Annotated in this window: 12 protein-coding genes; 6 read left to right on the top strand and 6 right to left on the bottom strand. The window is 72.0% G+C overall.

All coding sequences use genetic code 11. The annotated features are described in order from the left end of the window. The first annotated feature begins 22 nt into the window (after positions 1–22). Together WMF20_RS28570 and WMF20_RS28565 are read left to right on the top strand one after the other, a co-directional pair. Positions 23–1,681 carry an SDR family oxidoreductase gene (locus WMF20_RS28570; protein ID WP_437605094.1) on the top strand — a complete coding sequence of 553 codons (1,659 nt, stop codon included), beginning with the start codon at positions 23–25 and terminating at the stop codon, positions 1,679–1,681. Positions 1,682–1,769: 88 nt separating this feature from the next. Further along, complete coding sequence (locus WMF20_RS28565) at positions 1,770–3,245, top strand: cytochrome P450 (protein ID WP_437605093.1); 1,476 nt, start codon at positions 1,770–1,772, stop codon at positions 3,243–3,245. 173 nt (positions 3,246–3,418) lie between these two features. Here WMF20_RS28565 and WMF20_RS28560 read toward each other — a convergent pair whose 3' ends face one another. From WMF20_RS28560 to WMF20_RS28550, 3 genes are all read right to left on the bottom strand, one after another. Continuing rightward, entirely contained in the window at positions 3,419–4,258 is an 840-nt protein-coding gene (locus tag WMF20_RS28560; RefSeq protein ID WP_437605092.1) for a GNAT family N-acetyltransferase, read from the bottom strand. 112 nt (positions 4,259–4,370) lie between these two features. Further along, positions 4,371–4,793: a hypothetical protein gene (locus WMF20_RS28555; RefSeq protein WP_237244196.1), complete on the bottom strand. Its 423-nt coding sequence runs from the start codon at positions 4,791–4,793 to the stop codon at positions 4,371–4,373. A 185-nt stretch (positions 4,794–4,978) separates the two neighbouring features. Beyond that, positions 4,979–5,920, bottom strand: coding sequence for an AraC family transcriptional regulator N-terminal domain-containing protein (locus WMF20_RS28550; RefSeq protein ID WP_437605091.1), 942 nt, complete (start codon positions 5,918–5,920; stop codon positions 4,979–4,981). 172 nt (positions 5,921–6,092) lie between these two features. Here WMF20_RS28550 and WMF20_RS28545 point away from each other — a divergent pair, with 172 nt between their 5' ends. Then, positions 6,093–6,866, top strand: a complete 774-nt coding sequence (locus WMF20_RS28545; RefSeq protein WP_437605090.1) for an SDR family oxidoreductase — start codon at positions 6,093–6,095, stop codon at positions 6,864–6,866. A 606-nt stretch (positions 6,867–7,472) separates the two neighbouring features. Then, positions 7,473–8,369 carry a hypothetical protein gene (locus tag WMF20_RS28540; RefSeq protein ID WP_437605089.1) on the top strand — a complete coding sequence of 299 codons (897 nt, stop codon included), beginning with the start codon at positions 7,473–7,475 and terminating at the stop codon, positions 8,367–8,369. A 376-nt stretch (positions 8,370–8,745) separates the two neighbouring features. Here WMF20_RS28540 and brig1 read toward each other — a convergent pair whose 3' ends face one another. Together brig1 and WMF20_RS28530 are read right to left on the bottom strand one after the other, a co-directional pair. Continuing rightward, positions 8,746–9,564 (bottom strand): anti-phage DNA glycosylase Brig1, encoded by an 819-nt coding sequence (gene brig1 / locus WMF20_RS28535; protein ID WP_437605088.1) that lies wholly within the window; start codon positions 9,562–9,564, stop codon positions 8,746–8,748. Positions 9,565–9,676: 112 nt separating this feature from the next. Next, the gene (locus WMF20_RS28530; protein WP_437605087.1) at positions 9,677–10,195 is read right to left on the bottom strand and encodes a hypothetical protein; all 519 of its coding nucleotides are present in this window, start codon (positions 10,193–10,195) and stop codon (positions 9,677–9,679) included. 194 nt (positions 10,196–10,389) lie between these two features. Between WMF20_RS28530 and WMF20_RS28525 the strand changes: the two genes are divergently transcribed. Together WMF20_RS28525 and WMF20_RS28520 are read left to right on the top strand one after the other, a co-directional pair. Next, positions 10,390–12,402 (top strand): hypothetical protein, encoded by a 2,013-nt coding sequence (locus tag WMF20_RS28525; RefSeq protein WP_437605086.1) that lies wholly within the window; start codon positions 10,390–10,392, stop codon positions 12,400–12,402. A 240-nt stretch (positions 12,403–12,642) separates the two neighbouring features. Next, the gene (locus WMF20_RS28520; protein ID WP_437605085.1) at positions 12,643–14,478 is read left to right on the top strand and encodes an ATP-binding protein; all 1,836 of its coding nucleotides are present in this window, start codon (positions 12,643–12,645) and stop codon (positions 14,476–14,478) included. Positions 14,479–14,654: 176 nt separating this feature from the next. Here the strand turns inward: WMF20_RS28520 and leuA are convergent, their stop codons facing one another. After that, positions 14,655–16,346, bottom strand: coding sequence for a 2-isopropylmalate synthase (gene leuA, locus WMF20_RS28515; RefSeq protein WP_437605084.1), 1,692 nt, complete (start codon positions 16,344–16,346; stop codon positions 14,655–14,657). Positions 16,347–16,644 lie beyond the last annotated feature (298 nt).

The raw sequence follows: 16,644 nt of genomic DNA, 5'->3' as shown, positions 1-16,644 counted from the left end.
TCAAAAACACGAGGTTTCGACGATGCAGGCTCAAGATCTCCTCGAACACGTTCGCTCCGTCTTCGTGCGCATGACGCGCTACCCGGACGAGGTCGTCGTCCCCGACGCCGACCTGGAGCAGGACCTCGGCATCGACTCCGTGAAGCGCGGCGAGATCCTCGCGACGCTGCGCGCGGATTTCGGCCTCTCGGACGCGCTCAAGGCGACCCCCGACGAGCTGCGCACGGTGGCCCGCGTGAGCGACTTCCTCTCGCGCACGCTCACGGCGCGGTCCGACGTCGCGCCGTGGGCCGACGTCGCGGGGGGCGGATGGCACGCGAACGGCCACGCGGAGCCGGCCGGACAGGTCGGCGGCCTTGCGGAGCCGGCCGGACAGGTCGGCGGCCTTGCGGAGCCGGCCGGACAGGTCGGCGGTCACGCGGAGCCGGCCGGACAGGTCGGCGGTCACGCGCCCGCCAGGCACGCCAACGGCCATGCGGAGCCCGCCGGGCGGGCCAACGGCCACGCGGAGCCGGCCAGGCACGCCAACGGCCATGCGGAGCCCGCCGGGCGGGCCAGCGGCCACGCGGCGCCGGCCAGCGGCCCCACCGCGAGCAACGGCGCGGCGAGCGCCGCCGCCGCTGCGGGCGAGGCGCTCCGCGCCGTGGTCGAGGCGCTCGCGGACGCGACGCGCCACCCGGCCGAGCTGCTCGTCCCCGACGCGCGGCTCGAGGAGGACCTCGGGATCGACCGCCGCCGGCGCGACGAGGTCCGCGCGCTCCTCCGGCAGCGCGGCGCCCTGCCGGACGGCCTCGCGGGGGCGCTCGACGAGGCCCGCACGGTCGGCGACCTCGCGCGCCTGCTCGGCGCGCCGCCGCCCGCGCAAGCCGCCGCGGCGCGCGGGCCGGCGGCTCCCGCAGCGCAGCGCGCGACCCCGGCGCCCGGGGCCGCGCTCGCGGGCAAGACGATCCTCGTGACCGGATCGAGCCGCGGGCTCGGCCGCGCCATCGCGACGAAGCTCGGGCGCGCGGGCGCGCGGGTCGTCGTCAACAGCTTCCACTCGCGCGACGACGGCGACGCGGTCGCCGACGAGATCCGCGGCGCCGGCGGCGACGCGGTGCACGTCTGGGGCTCGGTCGCCAACCCCGCGCACGTCGACAAGCTCTTCGAGGCGATCGCGCGCGACGTCGGCGAGCTGCACCACTTCGTCAACAACGCGTCGAACGGCCGGTTCGGCCCCCTCGAGCAGACGACCCCGGAGCACTGGGAGCTCGCGTTCCGCACGAACGTCATCGGCTACCACCAGTGCGCCCTGCGCGCGGCGCGCCTGATGGAGCGCCACGGCGGCGGCCGCATCGTCGCGCTGTCGTCGAACGGGTCGTCGCGGTACCTCGAGCACTTCGGCGCCATGGGCGCGGTGAAGGCCGCGGTGGAGTCGCTCACGCGCGCGCTCGCCGTCGAGCTCGCCCCGCGCAACGTGCAGGTCAACTGCGTCTCGGCCGGGCCGATCTACGGCCACGTGACGAGCAACTACCCGGATCACGAGCGGATCCTCCCGTACTGGGAGTCGCGCACGCCGGGCGGACGGCTCTGCACCGAGGAGGACGTCGCCGACGCCGTCCTGCTGCTCCTGTCGGACGGGGCGCGGATGATCAACGGCGCGACCCTCACGGTCGACGGCGGGGGCTCGCTGTGCATCTGAAGGCCAGCGCCGGGCTGCGCTCGGCCCGCGTCGGCGCGCGCCGGCTCGCGTCGGCTTCCTTTCAGCTCGTGGAGAAGAAGGAGGAGTCATGAGTGCCAATCTCGATCGGCAGCCCCCGGGCCCCGGCCCGCTCGCCAGCCTGCGGTACCTGGCGAATTTCAGGACCGGCGACATGCGCCATTACGAGGACCTCTTCGCGAGGTACGGCGACGTCGTGCGCCTGCGGGCGCCCGGGGCCGAGGACTTCATCATGGCGTTTCACCCGAACGACATCGCGCATGTCCTTCGCGCGAACATCCGGAACTACCCCAAGGGCAAGCGGTATCACGAGCTCGCCCACGTGCTCGGCTGGGGCCTCGTGAACAGCGAGGGCGAGCTCTGGCGGCGCCAGCGCCGGCACGTGCAGCCCCAGTTCAACCACGCGAACACCCTCAAGTTCGTGCCCATCATCGTCGACCACATGGAAGCGGTGCTGCGGCGCTGGGACGCACATCCGGGGGAGTTCGAGCGCGACATCAACGACGACATGATGGACGTGACGTTCGGTATCGCGGGCGAGGCGTTCTTCGGCGCCGCGCTGCAGGCCCACACGGACACGGTCCGCGAGGCGTTCAAGTACGCGCTGTCGATCGCGCTCAAGCGGATGTACTCGCTGGTCAACCCGCCCCTGTCGTGGCCGCTGCCCAGCCACGTGCGCTTTCAACGGGCCATGCACCGCGTGCACACCGTGATCGACGACATCATCGACGGCTACCAGCGCGGCGCGGGCGACGCGGACAACGTGCTCGTGCGCCTCATGAACTCGGTCGACCCCGAGACCGGCGCCAAGATGGACCGCGCGCAGCTGCGGGACGAGATCAAGACCATCCTGATGGTCGGGCACGAGACCTCGAGCGTCACCGCCTCCTGGGCGCTCTACCAGATCGCGCAGCGCCCGGAGGTGTGCGCTCGGCTCACCGACGAGATCGACCGCGTCCTCGGCGGCAGGGCCCCGACGGCCAAGGACTTCGAGTCGATGCCGTACCTCGCGATGGCCTTCAACGAGTGCCTCCGGCTCCTGCCCTCCGTGCCGTTCATCCTCCGCAGCCCGCTGGAGGACGACGTCCTCGGCGGCTACCGCGTCGCCGCGGGGTCGACGGTGGCCATCGTCCCGTGGGTCACGCACCGGCACCCGGAGTTCTGGAGCGATCCGCTGGAGTTCAAGCCCGAGCGCTTCGCGAACCACCGGCGGAGCGCGGACGACAAGCTCGCCTACATCCCGTTCGGCGCCGGACAGCGGATCTGCCTGGGCGAGTTCATGGGGCAGCTCGAGGGCAAGATCATGGTCGCGATGGCGCTCCAGCGGTATCGGCTCCGGCTGGTCCCTGGCTTCGACCCGCGATGCCGCGGCTTCATCTCGCTGCAGCCGGTGAACGGGATGCGCATGATCCTGAAGCGCCGGGAGCTGGTGAGGACGGCGCGCCCGGCGCCGGCGGGGCGGGCGGAAGCGGCGGAGTCGGCGGCGGCCGAGCCGCTCGCGGCCGCGATGCGGGCCGGCGGCTGCCCCTTCGCCGCCAGGGCCTGACGGCGCGCATCGACGAGGTGCTCCTGAGCGAGCCGCAGGGCGGCACCCCGCGCCAGCGCGTCGGTGTCGCGCGCGAGCAAGGCTCCTGGAGCGCCAATCACGTTGAGATCACGCGAAGATCGCTCCACCACGGGTTCGGCAGCATTGGCCCCCTCTTCCCCCGAGGACAGCGCTCAGGCGAAGGACTTGCTGAGCTCCGCCTGCGAGTACACGGCCACGAGGCCTGCGCGCTCCAGGTTGCGCTGCGAGGTGCTCCCCGCCTGCGCCACCGAGTAGGCGAGGTCGCACCCGGCGTCGCGGGCGTAGGCGAGGCGGGCGTCGATCAGGGCGCGCTGCACACCCCGGCCGCGGTGGGCCTCGAGCGTGCCGCCCGCGAACAGCAGAGCGACGCGCTCGTGCACGTAGACCGCGCCGACGCCGGCGATGACGCCGTCGGTCGACGACGCGGAGAAGTACGCCGATCCGGGGTCGTGGAAGCACGCGTCGAAGATGTCGCGTCGATCGGGCGGCGGCTCGCCCGGCGTGGCGAACGCGGCGAGCGAGGCCGCGACCCACGCCGAGCCTTCGTCGCGCGCCGCGCGCCGCACCACCACTCCGCCGCGCGCGGCCGGCTCCGGCCCGAGGACCTCGGCGTCTGGGGCGAGGGAGCGCACGAGCACCGCGTCGAGCGAGTCCAGGCGGAAGCCGCGCTCCCCGAGCCGCGCGAGCAGCGAAGGGTGGGCAAAGGGCGAGACCAGGATGCGCGCCGCCGTGCCGCGCGAGGCATAGAAGTCCTCGAGGGCCTCGACGTCGCGCGCCTCGACCGGGCCGCTCATACCGAGGCCGGCCGCGCGCGAGAGGCGGATGTGCGGGGCGACGAACGCGGCGCGGCCGCCCGCGATGACGGCGACGGCGGCGCCCCGCGCCGGGATCCGCGCGGCGACCTCGCGCGCGGCGGCCTCGACCTTCGCGGCCTCGGCGGTCTCGATGCGGGCGGACAGGGCGCGATCGACGAAGACTGGCCGGGGTGTCACGCGGGGAGCGTAGCGCAGAGACGGCGGCGCGGCGGCCAGTAGAAATTCTTATCGATCGGGGATCCTTCTCAGGGGCGGGGCGGACCGTACGCCACGGAGCGTTCCGCGCCCCTCAGGGGATCTCGACCTCCGCGGAGCCGATCTTCACGGGATCGTTCGGCTCGTTGAGGTTGTCCCACCGGCGGTAGAGATCGACCGCGACGGCTCCTTTGCTCAGGCCCTTGATCGTCATGCCGATGTCGTACCGGCAGTCGCATCCGGCGACGGCGCTCGGGTCCATGTCGACCGGCTGCACGAGCACGCCGACCTTGCCTCCAGCGATCCGGACGAAGCCTTCGACTTCCTGCGCGCAGCGGAAATGCCCGGCGCCGTAATCGATGTGAACGGCTCCGCGCTCGGGCGTCGCCGCGAGCGTCTCCTTCACCGTCGTGTCGTACGCGCTCGCCGTGCACTCGCTCTGGGTGAGCCCCTCGATCGCCTCCGCGTCCTCCCAGCCCTCGGGCAGGTCGGCCCCGCATCCGACCGCCAAGAGCATGCCGGCTCCCATCATCATGTTCCGCATCTCGTCCCTCCGGCGGCGATCAACGCAAAGCGCGTACCAGCGAGCGCAGCAGCGATCTCGCGCTGCGGCGGCCGGCGCGTCGCGACACCGCGGTCGCGGGTGTGCCACGAAGGGCGCCCGCGCGCCGCTTCGGTCCTGGCGCCGGACCAGCGCAGCGCTCACGACGGATCCAGGACGATCTTCCCTCCCGCCCCGTCCGCCCCTCGCAGGGCGCGACGTGCGCGCGGCGCTACGTGCGAGTCCGCGGACGGCGGCCAGCCGAAGAACCGACGGTACTCCCGGCTGAACTGTGACTCGCTCTCGTAACCCACGTCGTGCGCGACGGTCTTCACCATGCCCCCTGCATGGAGCATCTGGCGTGCGCGCGTCAACCGGAGCGCCTTCATGTACTGCAGCGGCGAGGATCCGGTCATCGCCTTGAAGTGTTGATGGAACGTCGGGACGCTCATGTGCGCCAGCTGCGCGAGGTCGCCAATCCTCATTCGCTCTGCGAATCGCGCATTCATATGGCGGAGGACGTGGGCGAGCTGGCTCACCGGGTCCTCCGCGAGCGCCCGGAGCGAATCGCCATACGGCCCGTCGAGCACGAGAAAGAGCATCTCGCGGATGGTCTGCCGCGCGAGCGCTCGCGTACGCCGTTCATCGGTCAAGCAAGCCAGCAAGCGGGCGCCGGCGTCCTCGAGGTCGCGCCGGAGCGGCGCGCGAAACACGCTGCGAGAGGGGCGCGCCTGCTGGGGCGCGGGCGGCGCGTTCTCCTCGAGGAGCAGCTCGCGCAGGAGCGCGAGCTCGATCTCGACCACCACGGTGAGCACGGGCTCATCGGCCGACGCGATGGTCCTGCAGAGCATCGGCAGCGGTGAGGTGACCACGAGGTAGTAGCCGGCGTTGTACGCGTACGTCTTGTCGCCCAGGATTGCCTGCTTCTCTCCAGCGCCCACGAGGATCAAGCTGGACGGGTAGAGGGTGGGCGTGGGCGGCTCCGCGACGGTCACGCGGTAGACGACCACGCCTGGATAGCGCGTGCTGTTGCAGCCCTCATGGCGCGCAAGCGCGGCGATTCCAGCAGCCAACGAGTTGCCCGATCGAGCGGCTCTCGACATCCCGTCATCCTACCCACCTGACCGAGATGGCGCCAGGAGCTTCGTCGCCCCGCTCATAGGATCGAGCATGCCTTTGATAGTTCCGTGTCTTCCGTTTCCTGCCGTCACGGCTATCTATTGTCGGGTCGACGGGCCGCGCAGGTGAGCGCGGCCCCAGCAAGAGGAGTGAGACATGGTTCAGCAGGCCCAGGGCGCGCTCGCGGGGCGGGTCGCCGTCATCACAGGCGCATCGAGCGGGATCGGGGAAGCGACGGCGAAGGCGCTCGCCGCCCGCGGCGCGCGCGTGGCGTTGCTCGCTCGCCGGAAGGAGAGGCTCGATGCGCTCGGCGACGCCATCCAGAAGGGCGGTGGTCAGTCCGCCGCATGGCAGGTCGACGTGACGGATCGGAGCGCCGTCGAGCGCGCGGCCTCCGAGGTCATCGAGAGGTACGGGCGCGTGGACATCGTCGTGAACAACGCAGGCGTCATGCTGCCGAACCCGATCGAGGCCAGGCGTGTCGAGCAGTGGCAGCAGCAGATCGATCTCAACATCACGGGCCTCATGAACGTCATCGGCGCGTTCACATCGGCGCTCGTGCAGGCTGGCTCCGGCCCGGGGCCGGCGGATCTCGTGAACATCTCGTCGATCGCCGCCAAGAACATCTTTCCGGCCTTCGCGGTGTACAGCGGGACGAAGGCGTTCGTGACCCATCTGTCGATCCACCTCCGCGCGGAGCTGGGTTCCAAGGGGGTGCGCGTGACATCCATCGAGCCAGGCATCGTCGGCACGGAGCTGCAGAGCCACGTCGACTTCCATGGCGCGCGCGATTGGCTCGAGGGGTCGAGGTCGCAGATGGAGTGGCTCACCGCCGAGGACGTGGCCGAGGCCATCGCGTTCACCGTGAGCCTGCCGAAGCGCGTCAACCTCCAGCAGGTCACGATCATGCCGACCGGTCAGCCCTCGTAGGTGGGGTCCACGCGGGCCGTCGGTTCGAGGTGCGGCGAACGGCGAAGTCGCCGAGCAACGCCGGGCGGCCGGCCGCGGAGGTGGTGGAGGATAGGGGCCCGACCGACGGGAACACGGACCAGCAAAACGCGCCCCGGACACAGTGCCGGATAAGCGCACCAAGTGCGCTGGATCGCGTGCGTCAAGCAGCAGCAAGGGACAGAAAGGCAAGGTTCACGGCGTTCCGCCACCACGTAGCTGGACCGGCGCCGCGACGCCTTCCTCTCGCTGGAGAAGAGGGCGGCTGCGGGCGGCGACGGCGTGACGTGGGTGCAGCACCGTGCCGGCGAGCATCCAGTGCTCCGCCACGACATCCTACACGATGCTGCCCCTGTTGACCCGGTATCGAGACCGGCGTGCTTCCGGAGGCGCTGCAGCGGGCCGCGGGGCAGTTCGTGACGTGCCCTGGTGTCGGGCGCGCGCAGGTCACACGGCATGACGACTCGAAGGAGGTGTCCGGAATTGAAGGGGTGGACGCGGTTGCTCCGGCCCCTGAGGATTCCACGCATGGGGTTGGCGCGCCGCTAGAGGAGTCAGCATGGCTGCAATCACCCGAGAGACGCCCCGATGCCCTCAGTGACCCATGAAGCCCTGGTGGAGCTGTTCAAGAACCGACCGACGCTGGCCGCCGAGATGCTGCAGGACGCGCTCGGCCAGCCGGTACCGACCTTCACGGAGGCGCGCGTCGAATCCTCCGATCTCGCCGAGATCGTTCCCTCGGACCGCCGAGCGGACGTCATCGTCGTGCTGCTGGTCGGCGAACAGCAGCGGCCCGCGATGGCGATTGTCGTCGAGGTGCAGCTCGGCGTGGATCCGGACAAGCCTTACGTCTGGCCCGTGTATGTCGCCCAGACGAGAGCCCGGCACCGCTGTACTACCCGGCTGCTGGCCGTGACGATCGACCCGACGATGGCGCGGTGGTGCTCGCAGCCGATCGACACGGGCCATCCGGGCTGGATCCTGACGCCGCTGGTGCTCGGGCCCGCGGGCGTCCCGGTCGTCACGGACGCCGAGCAGGCGAAGGCGGCGCCCGAGGTCGTCGTGCTCTCGGCCATGGCGCACGGGCAAAGCGAGGCGGCGGAGGCGATCGGCGAGGCGTTCCTGGCGGCGGCCGCCGGGCTCGATGAGGAGCGCCGCGCCGTCTACGGGGACCTGGTGCTATCCTCGCTGAGCGCAGCGGCGAGGCGGACGTTGGAGGCGATGATGAAGAGCGGATACGAGTTTCAGAGTGAATTCGCGCGCAGCTACGTGGCGAAGGGTGTGGAGAAGGGCCGGCAGGAGGGGCTCCTCGAGGCTAAGGCGCAGGCCGTGCTCGCCTTCCTCGATGCCCGCGGGCTGGAGGTCCCTGCCGAGGTCCGGGAGCGCGTCCTCGCGAGCACTGACCTCGCCGAGCTGGACCGCTGGATCCGCCGCGCTGCCTCCGTCAGCGACGCCAGCGAGCTGCTCGCGACGACCGACTCCTGAGCGCACGGCCTCGGGCAGCGGCCGGGCGGCTCGCGGCGTCGGCGCCGACTTTGGTGCCCGGCGCCCCCGGTGCCCGGCGCGCCCGCGCCGTACGCCGTCGTCGTCGACCCGAGCGGGCGTGCTGCCGCTCGAGGGGGGCCGGATCGACGGCGCGATGCTGCGCGAGGGGCTGGTCGACGAAATCTGTTTGCGATCGCGCCGGTCGCCCACGTCGCGGTCGGCACGCCGTCGCTCTTCGACTCGCCCCGGCGCCACGCGATGGTCGTGCGACGAAGGCTTCCGGCTGTCCGGCCAACGCCCCGGGCATGTGCCGCGAGCGGGTGCTGTGCGTATCCACTCATAGGATACAAGCCCTTATTGGTCCGCATTCGTGTCGTCACGCCGCGTCATCGATGATCGCTCGTAACGTTTCTAGCCGCCGCTCCCCCGGCGGTCCGGCATATCCGTGCTGCCAGCTGACGATGATCGGCGCCGCCATTGTGGCAGACCGGAATACGACGACTGTCCAGCCAGGCGACGAGGCTCCGGGGAACGGGTCGGCACCGTCCCCGTATCGACGGACAACCGGTAAACCGAGACCTCGGCAAACGTCGTCCCACCCCCGTCCAAAGGCAAAGACATACCGCGTCTCGACCTCTGCCAGCGGCTGGAACACGTATCGGTCAACGACCTCCGGGGGACAGCGAAGCCCCGCCGTCAGCGAGTTGGAGTGCCATGGGTAGAGCTCGAAATTCAGAAGTTGGCGAAACGTGAAGCCATCGCCGCACCAGCGCTGTCCAAAACGGATTAGATTGCGCCAGTAGACGCTCTCCCTCCCGTGAAGCTCCAGCCAATTTCGATCGCCTGGCGGGCTGCGCTCGAAGCACCGGCTGAACGAAGCCTCGCGTATTCGGTTTGTCCATATGCCGTCTCGTCCGTGAAGTTTGGGGTACCCGACGCCAGGATTCAGACCGAGCACGACCAACAAAGGTTCACCGTTGACCCCGCGAAGATCCCCAGTGAAGGGGTCCGGAAAACAAGTCAGATCGAGCGCGCCTCGACCCGTGCCAGTGTAGGAGTTCTGCCACGCGGTCAGATCGCGCGCCACGGTGGTGTCCTGGTCCTTAAGCCATGCATCGAGCGCATCGTCCCCCTCGATCCAGGCGCCGACGTACGCATCCCAAACGTCCGCAACTCGATTTCGGTGTTCGCCCATGCCTCTCCTCTCCCGGGAGCCCGGGTGTGCGCCTAACGACCTGGAACTCAGCCGTGGCTGCGCGAGTTCTGGCGCGGCGTAGCTGGAGCGTCGTTCATCGGGCGGCCAGTCGTCAGCTCGGCGCCCCGACGCGAAACGACAGCCACCCGGTGCTCGGGTCGACGCCGAGCACGTCGAGGCGCGCGCGCAGTCGCCAACCGTGCTTCGCGTACTTGCCCTGGTAACTCGGCTGAACGCCGGGCGGCAGTCGAAAGGTGCCCTTGAACTTGCGCTCTTCCCCCGGTGACAGGATCATCCCTGGTGCCACGGTGACTTTGGCCTCGAACGTTGTCTCCGAATGTTGAGTCACCTGCGGGGTTGTTCGGGCCTGCGGATGGGGCCGGGACTTCGCCGCGGCGTCTGCGAGCACGTTGGCCCAGCTAGCATTTCGCGGCAGGTCGATCTCCTCGACTGATTTGACCTCGAGCAACACTGCGCGCACATCGAGCGCCGCAGGGCCGTTCTTGATGGTGATATGGACCGCGATGGTCTGACCGGGGACAGCAAACTGAGGTTCCATCTCCAACGAGACGTTCGCTGCCGAGCCGGTCACCCGATCCACGGTCGTACGTACGGAGTCCCAGAAGCCCATGTCTACCTCGTGCAGCCAGTAGTACACCACCGCGCGCTCGGCGAAAAGACGGTGCTCGCAAGCGCGGCGCCGCGGCGCATGGCCGCACGGTCTCGGGGTCTAGGCCGGCGGGTAGGTTTCCACTGCGGAGGAGCACCTCCGCGCCGTCGATGTCGGGCTTCCGGGGTAATACGGGGCTTCGCCCGAGGCTGGCCTTGATCTCGCAAGGCGCCTTCCGCTTCGCGCTGGCCCATCACCACCCGAGCGCCGACCCGACGCCGACCCGCGAGGACGAGGCGGTCACCCTGGAGCTGCACCACCTCTCCGACTTTCGGCGCGCCGACGCGAAAACGGACACCCGCGCTGCGGGCGATGCCCGCCAGGACGAGCGCAGGGCGCAGGACCGCCTCGCTGCTGGTACAACGGCCGTCGTGAGACGCCTCGCCCCGCTCGCCGCCCTTGCCCTCTCGCTGTGCTCGTGCACGGCGAGCTCGACCGCCGGCGCGCCCCGCTGCCTCACCGGCCCCGCGCCGAGGGTGGGGCGGCCGGCGGCGGACGAGATGCTCGCGCTGATGCGGCGCGAGCGGGAGCGGGCCGAGCGGGCCCGCTCTCCGCTGGTCCGCGCCCGCATCCTCGAGGCCATCCCGGGGCTCTTCCCGGACACGAGCGGCCTCACCCGCGCGCCCCGCTGCAGCGACGAGCTCGCGGACGAGAGCGCGGCCGCCCTCCGCGGCGATCTCCTCGTGTTCTCGCGCCTCCTCGTCGCCCGCCTCCGCACCGCGCGCGACCCCCGCGCCCTCCTGCCGCTCGTCACGCGCAGCGAGGAGCGCATCACCGCGTACGAGCTCGGCCCGGCGGAGCCGGGGCCGGCGCCGCCGCGATCGCTCGTCAGGTCGCTCGCCCTGGCGAGCCTCCCCGCGCCGTGGCTCATGAACCACGACCCGGAGGCCCGCCAGCTCCTGCTCGACCGGCTCCGCGACGGCGGCGACGCGCGCGAGCAGCTCCTCCTCCACGGCGCCGCGGCCGCGCTGTTCCTGGAGGCGGCGCGGGGCGATCCGGCGCGCGCGCAGGGCGGCGCGGGGCCGTCGCTGCTGCGCGCCTGGCTGCCCGACCTCGCGCGGCGCCTGGAAGGCCCGGCGGACCCGGTCTCGCTGGAGCTCGCGATCCGCCGGCTCGCCGACGTGGGGGCCTACGGAGCGCGCTTCGGCGTCGGGCCCGAGGCCAGGGCGCTCGTCGACCGCGTCGTCGCAGCGCGCGGCGAGCTCCCGCTCACGCGCGGGATCGCCGGGGCGGCCCGGGACCTGGCCGAGGTGGCGCGCGGGGCGCTCCACGACCTCGAGGTCCCGCGGCGATCGCCTGCGCCGGTCGACCTCCCGCCGCCCCGGCGGGACCGCTTCCGGGTCTTCGGGGACTGGCTCGACGCCGAGCCTGCGGGCGGGAAGGTCGCGGCGGCCGACGCGCTCGCGCGCGTGCGCGACCTCGACGGCGAGCTCGCGACGCTGCGCTTCAACCCGTCGCGGTGCCGCGTGCTCGAGGAGCTCGGGCTGTGGCTCCCGCCGGACGAGGCGTCCCGGCGCTTCGACGCGCTCGTCGCCCCCGTCTTCGACGGCGAGCGCGTCCGCCTGAGCGCCGAGGCCCTCTGCCGGATGCGCGTGGCGCTCCGCCTCGATGGCGTGGACGAGGCGCGGCGGGTGAAGCTCCTGCTCCGGCTGCTGTCCGCGACGCCCGCGCAGATCGGCGCGCCCGACACGCGCGGCGACGAGCCGCGCCCCGCGCTCGCGACGCCCCTCGACGCGGCGTCCGTGACCGCGGAGGCCGCGCGCGCGCTCGCGCGGAGCCTCGGCTGGATCGACCGCCACGCGGACCTGCGCGCATGGCTCGAGACGCAGGCCCTCGCGCCGGTCCCGCCCGGCGGGCCGGCCGCCGCGCGGTGGCGCCTGCTCCAGCCCGCGTTCGAGCGTGTGGTCGTCCTGCACGCGTCCGGCGGCCCGGAGGCGCGGCCGGAGGTGGCACGCGCGATTTTGCGCGGGTGGATGGAATCGGTCCGCGCGGCGGAGGCGCAGCAGCGCGTGAGCGACGCACCCATGGGCGAGGTGGTGAACGCCCGTCTCCGCGCGCTCGGCGAGCACGGGCAGCGCGCCGGCCTCGCCGAGGAGGTCGGCGCATTCCTCGACGAGCGAAAAAGCGAGCGGGCGGCGGTGGTGGCGTCCTATTTGCTGTCGCTCTAGCGAACGAGCTCCGGCGCGGCGCTGGCGTCCGCCTTGCCGTTCGTGCGGTGGAAAATCCTCGCGCGCGGATTTCGCCGTGCCGAATCGCGCGCTGCTGGGCAACGCCGGCGTGCCGGGCGGACCGCGCCGCGTGCGTCGCCGGGGGCAGCGCGCCGCAGATCCTTTTTCGTGCGCGGCGCCGACCGGAGCGGCGTGCTTGCGGTCCGGCCTGCGCTACGCTCGTCGGCGCCCGGAGCCTCCATGCAATCCTTCGATGGACAGCCCACCTCCGCTGGGTCCGTCGCCGAGGCGGCCCTGCCCCGCCACGAGCGGGTGGTCGAGCGGCTCCTGCGCTTGCAGCGCATCACCGCGGCGCTCGCGGGGGCCCGCACCCTGACCGAGATCGCGAGCACCATCATCGATCAAGGCATGCCCGCGCTCGACGCCGAGGTGGGCGTCGTCGCGATCCTGTCCGCCGACGGCGCCTCGCTCCGCAACCTCGGCTTCAAGGGGGTCCCGGTCGACACCGAGGCGGCGTGGGCCGAGTATCCGGTCGATTCTCCCGTGCCGGTGGCCGAGGCGGCGCGCACGGGCGCGCCTGTCATCGTGCCCACGCGCGAGGAGCGGAACGCGCGCTATCCGGTCCTCGCCCGCGTCCACGGCGTGGAGCACGGGGGCGCCGTGGCCGCGTTCCCGCTCGTCCTCGAGTCGAGGACGGTCGGCTCGCTCGGGTTCTGCTTTCCCGCCTCGCGCGCGTTCGACGACGACGATTACGCATTTGTCCTCTCCATTGCCCAGCAATGCGCGCTCGCGGTCGAGCGGGTGCGCTGGCACGAGGTCGCCGAGCAGGAGATCGCGCACCGCCGGGCCTCCGAGGAGGCGCTGCGCGCGCGCGAGCGGGAGCTCACGGCCCTCGTGGCCGAGCTCCGGCAGACCCAGGAGGCGCTCCGGGAGGCGGATCGGCGCAAGGACGATTTCCTGGCGATGCTCGCCCACGAGCTGCGCAACCCGCTCGCGCCCCTCTTGAACGCCGTCGAGCTGATCAAGGCGGCGGGCCCGTCGACGCCGATCGTCGAGCGCGCGCGCACCATCATGGATCGCCAGATCGGGCACATGGCCCGGCTGGTCGACGATCTGCTCGACATCTCGCGCATCTCTCGGGGCAAGATCACGCTGTCCCTCGAGCGCGTCGATCTGGTCGAGCTCACCCGCGCGACGGCGCTCGATTACCGATCGCTGCTCGACGCGCGCGGCGTGCGCTTCGAGCTCGCGCTGCCGCCCGCGCCGGTGTGGCTGCAGGCCGACCCGACCCGCCTCGCCCAGGCGATCGGGAACCTGCTCCAGAACGCGAACAAGTTCACGGACGACGGCGGCTCCGTCCGGCTCTCGATCGCGCCGCCCCATCCCGCGCGCGGGGCCGTCTCCGTCGAGGTCGCGGACACCGGCATCGGCATGGAACCGGCCGTCCTGGAGCGGATCTTCGAGCCGTTCGCCCAGGCCGACCAGAGCGTCGCCCGCAGCCGCGGGGGCCTCGGGCTCGGGCTCGCGCTGGTCAAGGGGGTGGTCGAGCTCCACGGCGGCAGCGTGCGCGCCGCGAGCGCCGGCCTCGGCCGGGGCGCGGCGATCACGATCACGCTGCCGCTCTGCGCGGCCGCCCCGCGCGCGGCGGACGCGCGGCGCGCAGCGGACGCGCGGCGCGCGGCGGCGAGCGCGAGCTCGCGGCGCATCCTGATCATCGAGGACAACGTCGATGCGGCCGACAGCCTGCGCATGCTGCTCGAGCGCCGCGGCCACGCCGTCTCGGTGGCGCACAGCGGCGACGACGGCGTGGCCGCCGCGCGCATGGCGCCGCCGGACGTGATCCTCTGCGATATCGGCCTCCCTGGGGCGACGAACGGCTATGGCGTGGCGCGGCTCCTGCGCGCCGAGAGCGCCATGAGAAAGACGCTCCTCGTCGCGCTCACCGGCTATGCCCAGGACGACGATCGGAAGCTCGCCCGCGCGGCGGGGTTCGACGCGCACCTGACGAAGCCGGTGGCCCAGGCGATGCTGGAGCGGCTCCTCGCCGAGCTCGCGCCTTTGCCCGAGACGGCGTGAGCGCCCGCGCGGGCGCGCCGCCAGCGCGGCGCGGTGGCCCGGGGCGCCCGGCCTGCGCCGTGACCGGGCGATCCGGCGGCTCGCCTCGTGTCCGGCAGGCGACCTCGCCCGCTCGATCGGCGGAGCGCGAAGGCCCAGCGCGCTCCGCCTCACGAAGAGGCGCCGACCGCGCCCGCTCACTCGGCCGAGAGTGTGAGCCGCGCCGGCTCCGCCGGCCGCGCGCGGTTCCACGCGGAGGCGACCGCCGCGAGCGACGCCATGACGGCGTCCGGGTGCGTCCCCGCCCCGAAGCTGCGCTTGCGCCCGATCGAGAGGGCCACGTACGCCGCGGACCCGGCGCTTGCGCTCCGGTCGATCGCGTGCGCCGCGTGCTCTTCTATCGCGACCGCGATCCCCGCGTGGCGCGAGAGCGCGCTCGCGAAGGCCTGGGCGGGGCTCTGGCCCGCGGCGCAGAGCGCGTGGGGGACCCCGCGTATCTGCACCTGGAACTCGTGTCGTTCCGCCGCGCCCTGGCCGCTCGTCCTGTGCCCGACGACGCGCACCGGCCCGCCGCGGTTCACGTACTCGCGCTCGAAGATCGCGAGGATCTCGGCCTTCTGCACCTCGCCCTCGGTCCGCTCCGCCCTGCGCTGCACCGCCTGGCTCAGCTCGATCGCGAGATCCTTCGGCACCGCATAGCCGTACTCGTGCTCGAGCAGGTAGGCCACGCCGCTCTTGCCCGACTGGCTGTTCACGCGGATCACCGCCTCGTAGCTGCGCCCCACGTCCTGCGGATCGATGGGGAGATATGGCACCTCCCACGCCGCGCCCCCGCGCTCGCGCAGCGCCTTGAACCCCTTCTTGATCGCGTCCTGGTGCGAGCCCGAGAAGGCGGTGTACACGAGCTCTCCGACGTAGGGGTGGCGCGGGTGGACCGGCAGTCGATTGCAGTGCTCCGCCGTCTCCTTGATCGCCTGGACGTCGTGGAGCTCGAGCTCCGGATCGACCCCCTGGGAGAACAGGTTGAGCGCCAGCGTGACGAGATCCACGTTCCCGGTGCGCTCGCCGTTCCCGAACAGCGTGCCCTCGACGCGGTCGGCGCCGGCCATGACGGCGAGCTCCGCCGCGGCCACCGCGGTCCCGCGGTCGTTGTGCGGGTGCACGCTCAGCGCGATGCAGTCGCGCTGCTTCAGGTTCCGGTGCATCCACTCGATCTGATCCGCGTAGACGTTCGGCGTGGCCATCTCCACGGTGGCCGGCAGGTTCAGGATGATCTTCCGTGACGGGCTGGGCTGCCACACGTCCATCACGGCCTCGCAGATCTCCTTGGCGAAATCGAGCTCTGTCCCCGTGAAGCTCTCGGGCGAGTACTCGAGCACGACCTCGGTCTCGGGCATGCGCGCGGCGAGCTCCTTCACGAGCCTCGCCCCGCGCACGGCGATGTCGACGATGCCCGCGCGGTCCAGGCCGAACACCACGCGCCGCTGGAGCGTGGAGGTGGAGTTGTAGAGGTGCACGACGGCGCGCCGGGCCCCGCGGATCGCCTCGAAGGTCCGCTCGATCAGCTCGGCGCGCGCCTGCGTCAGCACCTGGATGGTCACGTCGTCCGGGATGAGCCGCTCGTCGATGATCCGGCGCACGAAGTCGAAGTCGGGCTGCGACGCGCTGGGGAAGCCGACCTCGATCTCCTTGAACCCCATCCGCAGGAGCTCGTGCCACATGCGGAGCTTGCGCTCGGGGCCCATCGGCTCGACGAGGGCCTGGTTGCCGTCGCGCAGGTCCACGCTGCACCAGCGCGGCGCGCTCTCGATCACGCGGCTGGGCCAGCGCCGATCGGGCAGATGGATGGGCTGAAACGGCTTGTACTTGTGGATGGGCATCGTGGACATGACAGGACTCCCTGAAAGCTGAAGATGGGAGTCGTCGCGACGACGATGCGAGGACCCCCACCGGGACAAGGAACCGACGGGGGTCAAGCTGCGAAGATGGACGTCGTCAGCAGCGCGCGCAGAGCCCCCGAGGCCGTAGGCCTAGGCAGGGGCGAAGGGCGCGCGCGGGTACGACAGACATCGCCGGGCAATCTAGCGAACGTTCTCCTGCTTGTCCAGCGTCGCGGCGCGGGCGACGGCGAGCGCGTGTACGCGGGCGCGCACACCTGCGCTGCGGTGTGCCCGCGCGAAGGTCGGC

The organism is Sorangium sp. So ce834, assembly GCF_051521425.1.
Lineage (GTDB): Bacteria > Myxococcota_A > Polyangia > Polyangiales > Polyangiaceae > Sorangium > Sorangium cellulosum_D.
Note: the sequence above shows the minus strand (reverse complement) of the source record. Positions and strands in the feature narration are given on the sequence as shown.

Bases quoted from the DNA above. Each gene is read 5' to 3' on its own strand.
- WMF20_RS28570 (WP_437605094.1), top strand. From the start codon at position 23: ATGCAGGCTCAAGATCTCCTCGAACACGTTCGCTCCGTCTTCGTGCGC.
- WMF20_RS28565 (WP_437605093.1), top strand. From the start codon at position 1,770: ATGAGTGCCAATCTCGATCGGCAGCCCCCGGGCCCCGGCCCGCTCGCC.
- WMF20_RS28555 (WP_237244196.1), bottom strand. From the start codon at position 4,793: ATGCTCTTGGCGGTCGGATGCGGGGCCGACCTGCCCGAGGGCTGGGAG.
- WMF20_RS28550 (WP_437605091.1), bottom strand. From the start codon at position 5,920: ATGTCGAGAGCCGCTCGATCGGGCAACTCGTTGGCTGCTGGAATCGCC.
- WMF20_RS28545 (WP_437605090.1), top strand. From the start codon at position 6,093: ATGGTTCAGCAGGCCCAGGGCGCGCTCGCGGGGCGGGTCGCCGTCATC.
- WMF20_RS28540 (WP_437605089.1), top strand. From the start codon at position 7,473: ATGCCCTCAGTGACCCATGAAGCCCTGGTGGAGCTGTTCAAGAACCGA.
- brig1 (WP_437605088.1), bottom strand. From the start codon at position 9,564: ATGGGCGAACACCGAAATCGAGTTGCGGACGTTTGGGATGCGTACGTC.
- WMF20_RS28530 (WP_437605087.1), bottom strand. From the start codon at position 10,195: ATGGGCTTCTGGGACTCCGTACGTACGACCGTGGATCGGGTGACCGGC.
- WMF20_RS28520 (WP_437605085.1), top strand. From the start codon at position 12,643: ATGCAATCCTTCGATGGACAGCCCACCTCCGCTGGGTCCGTCGCCGAG.
- leuA (WP_437605084.1), bottom strand. From the start codon at position 16,346: ATGTCCACGATGCCCATCCACAAGTACAAGCCGTTTCAGCCCATCCAT.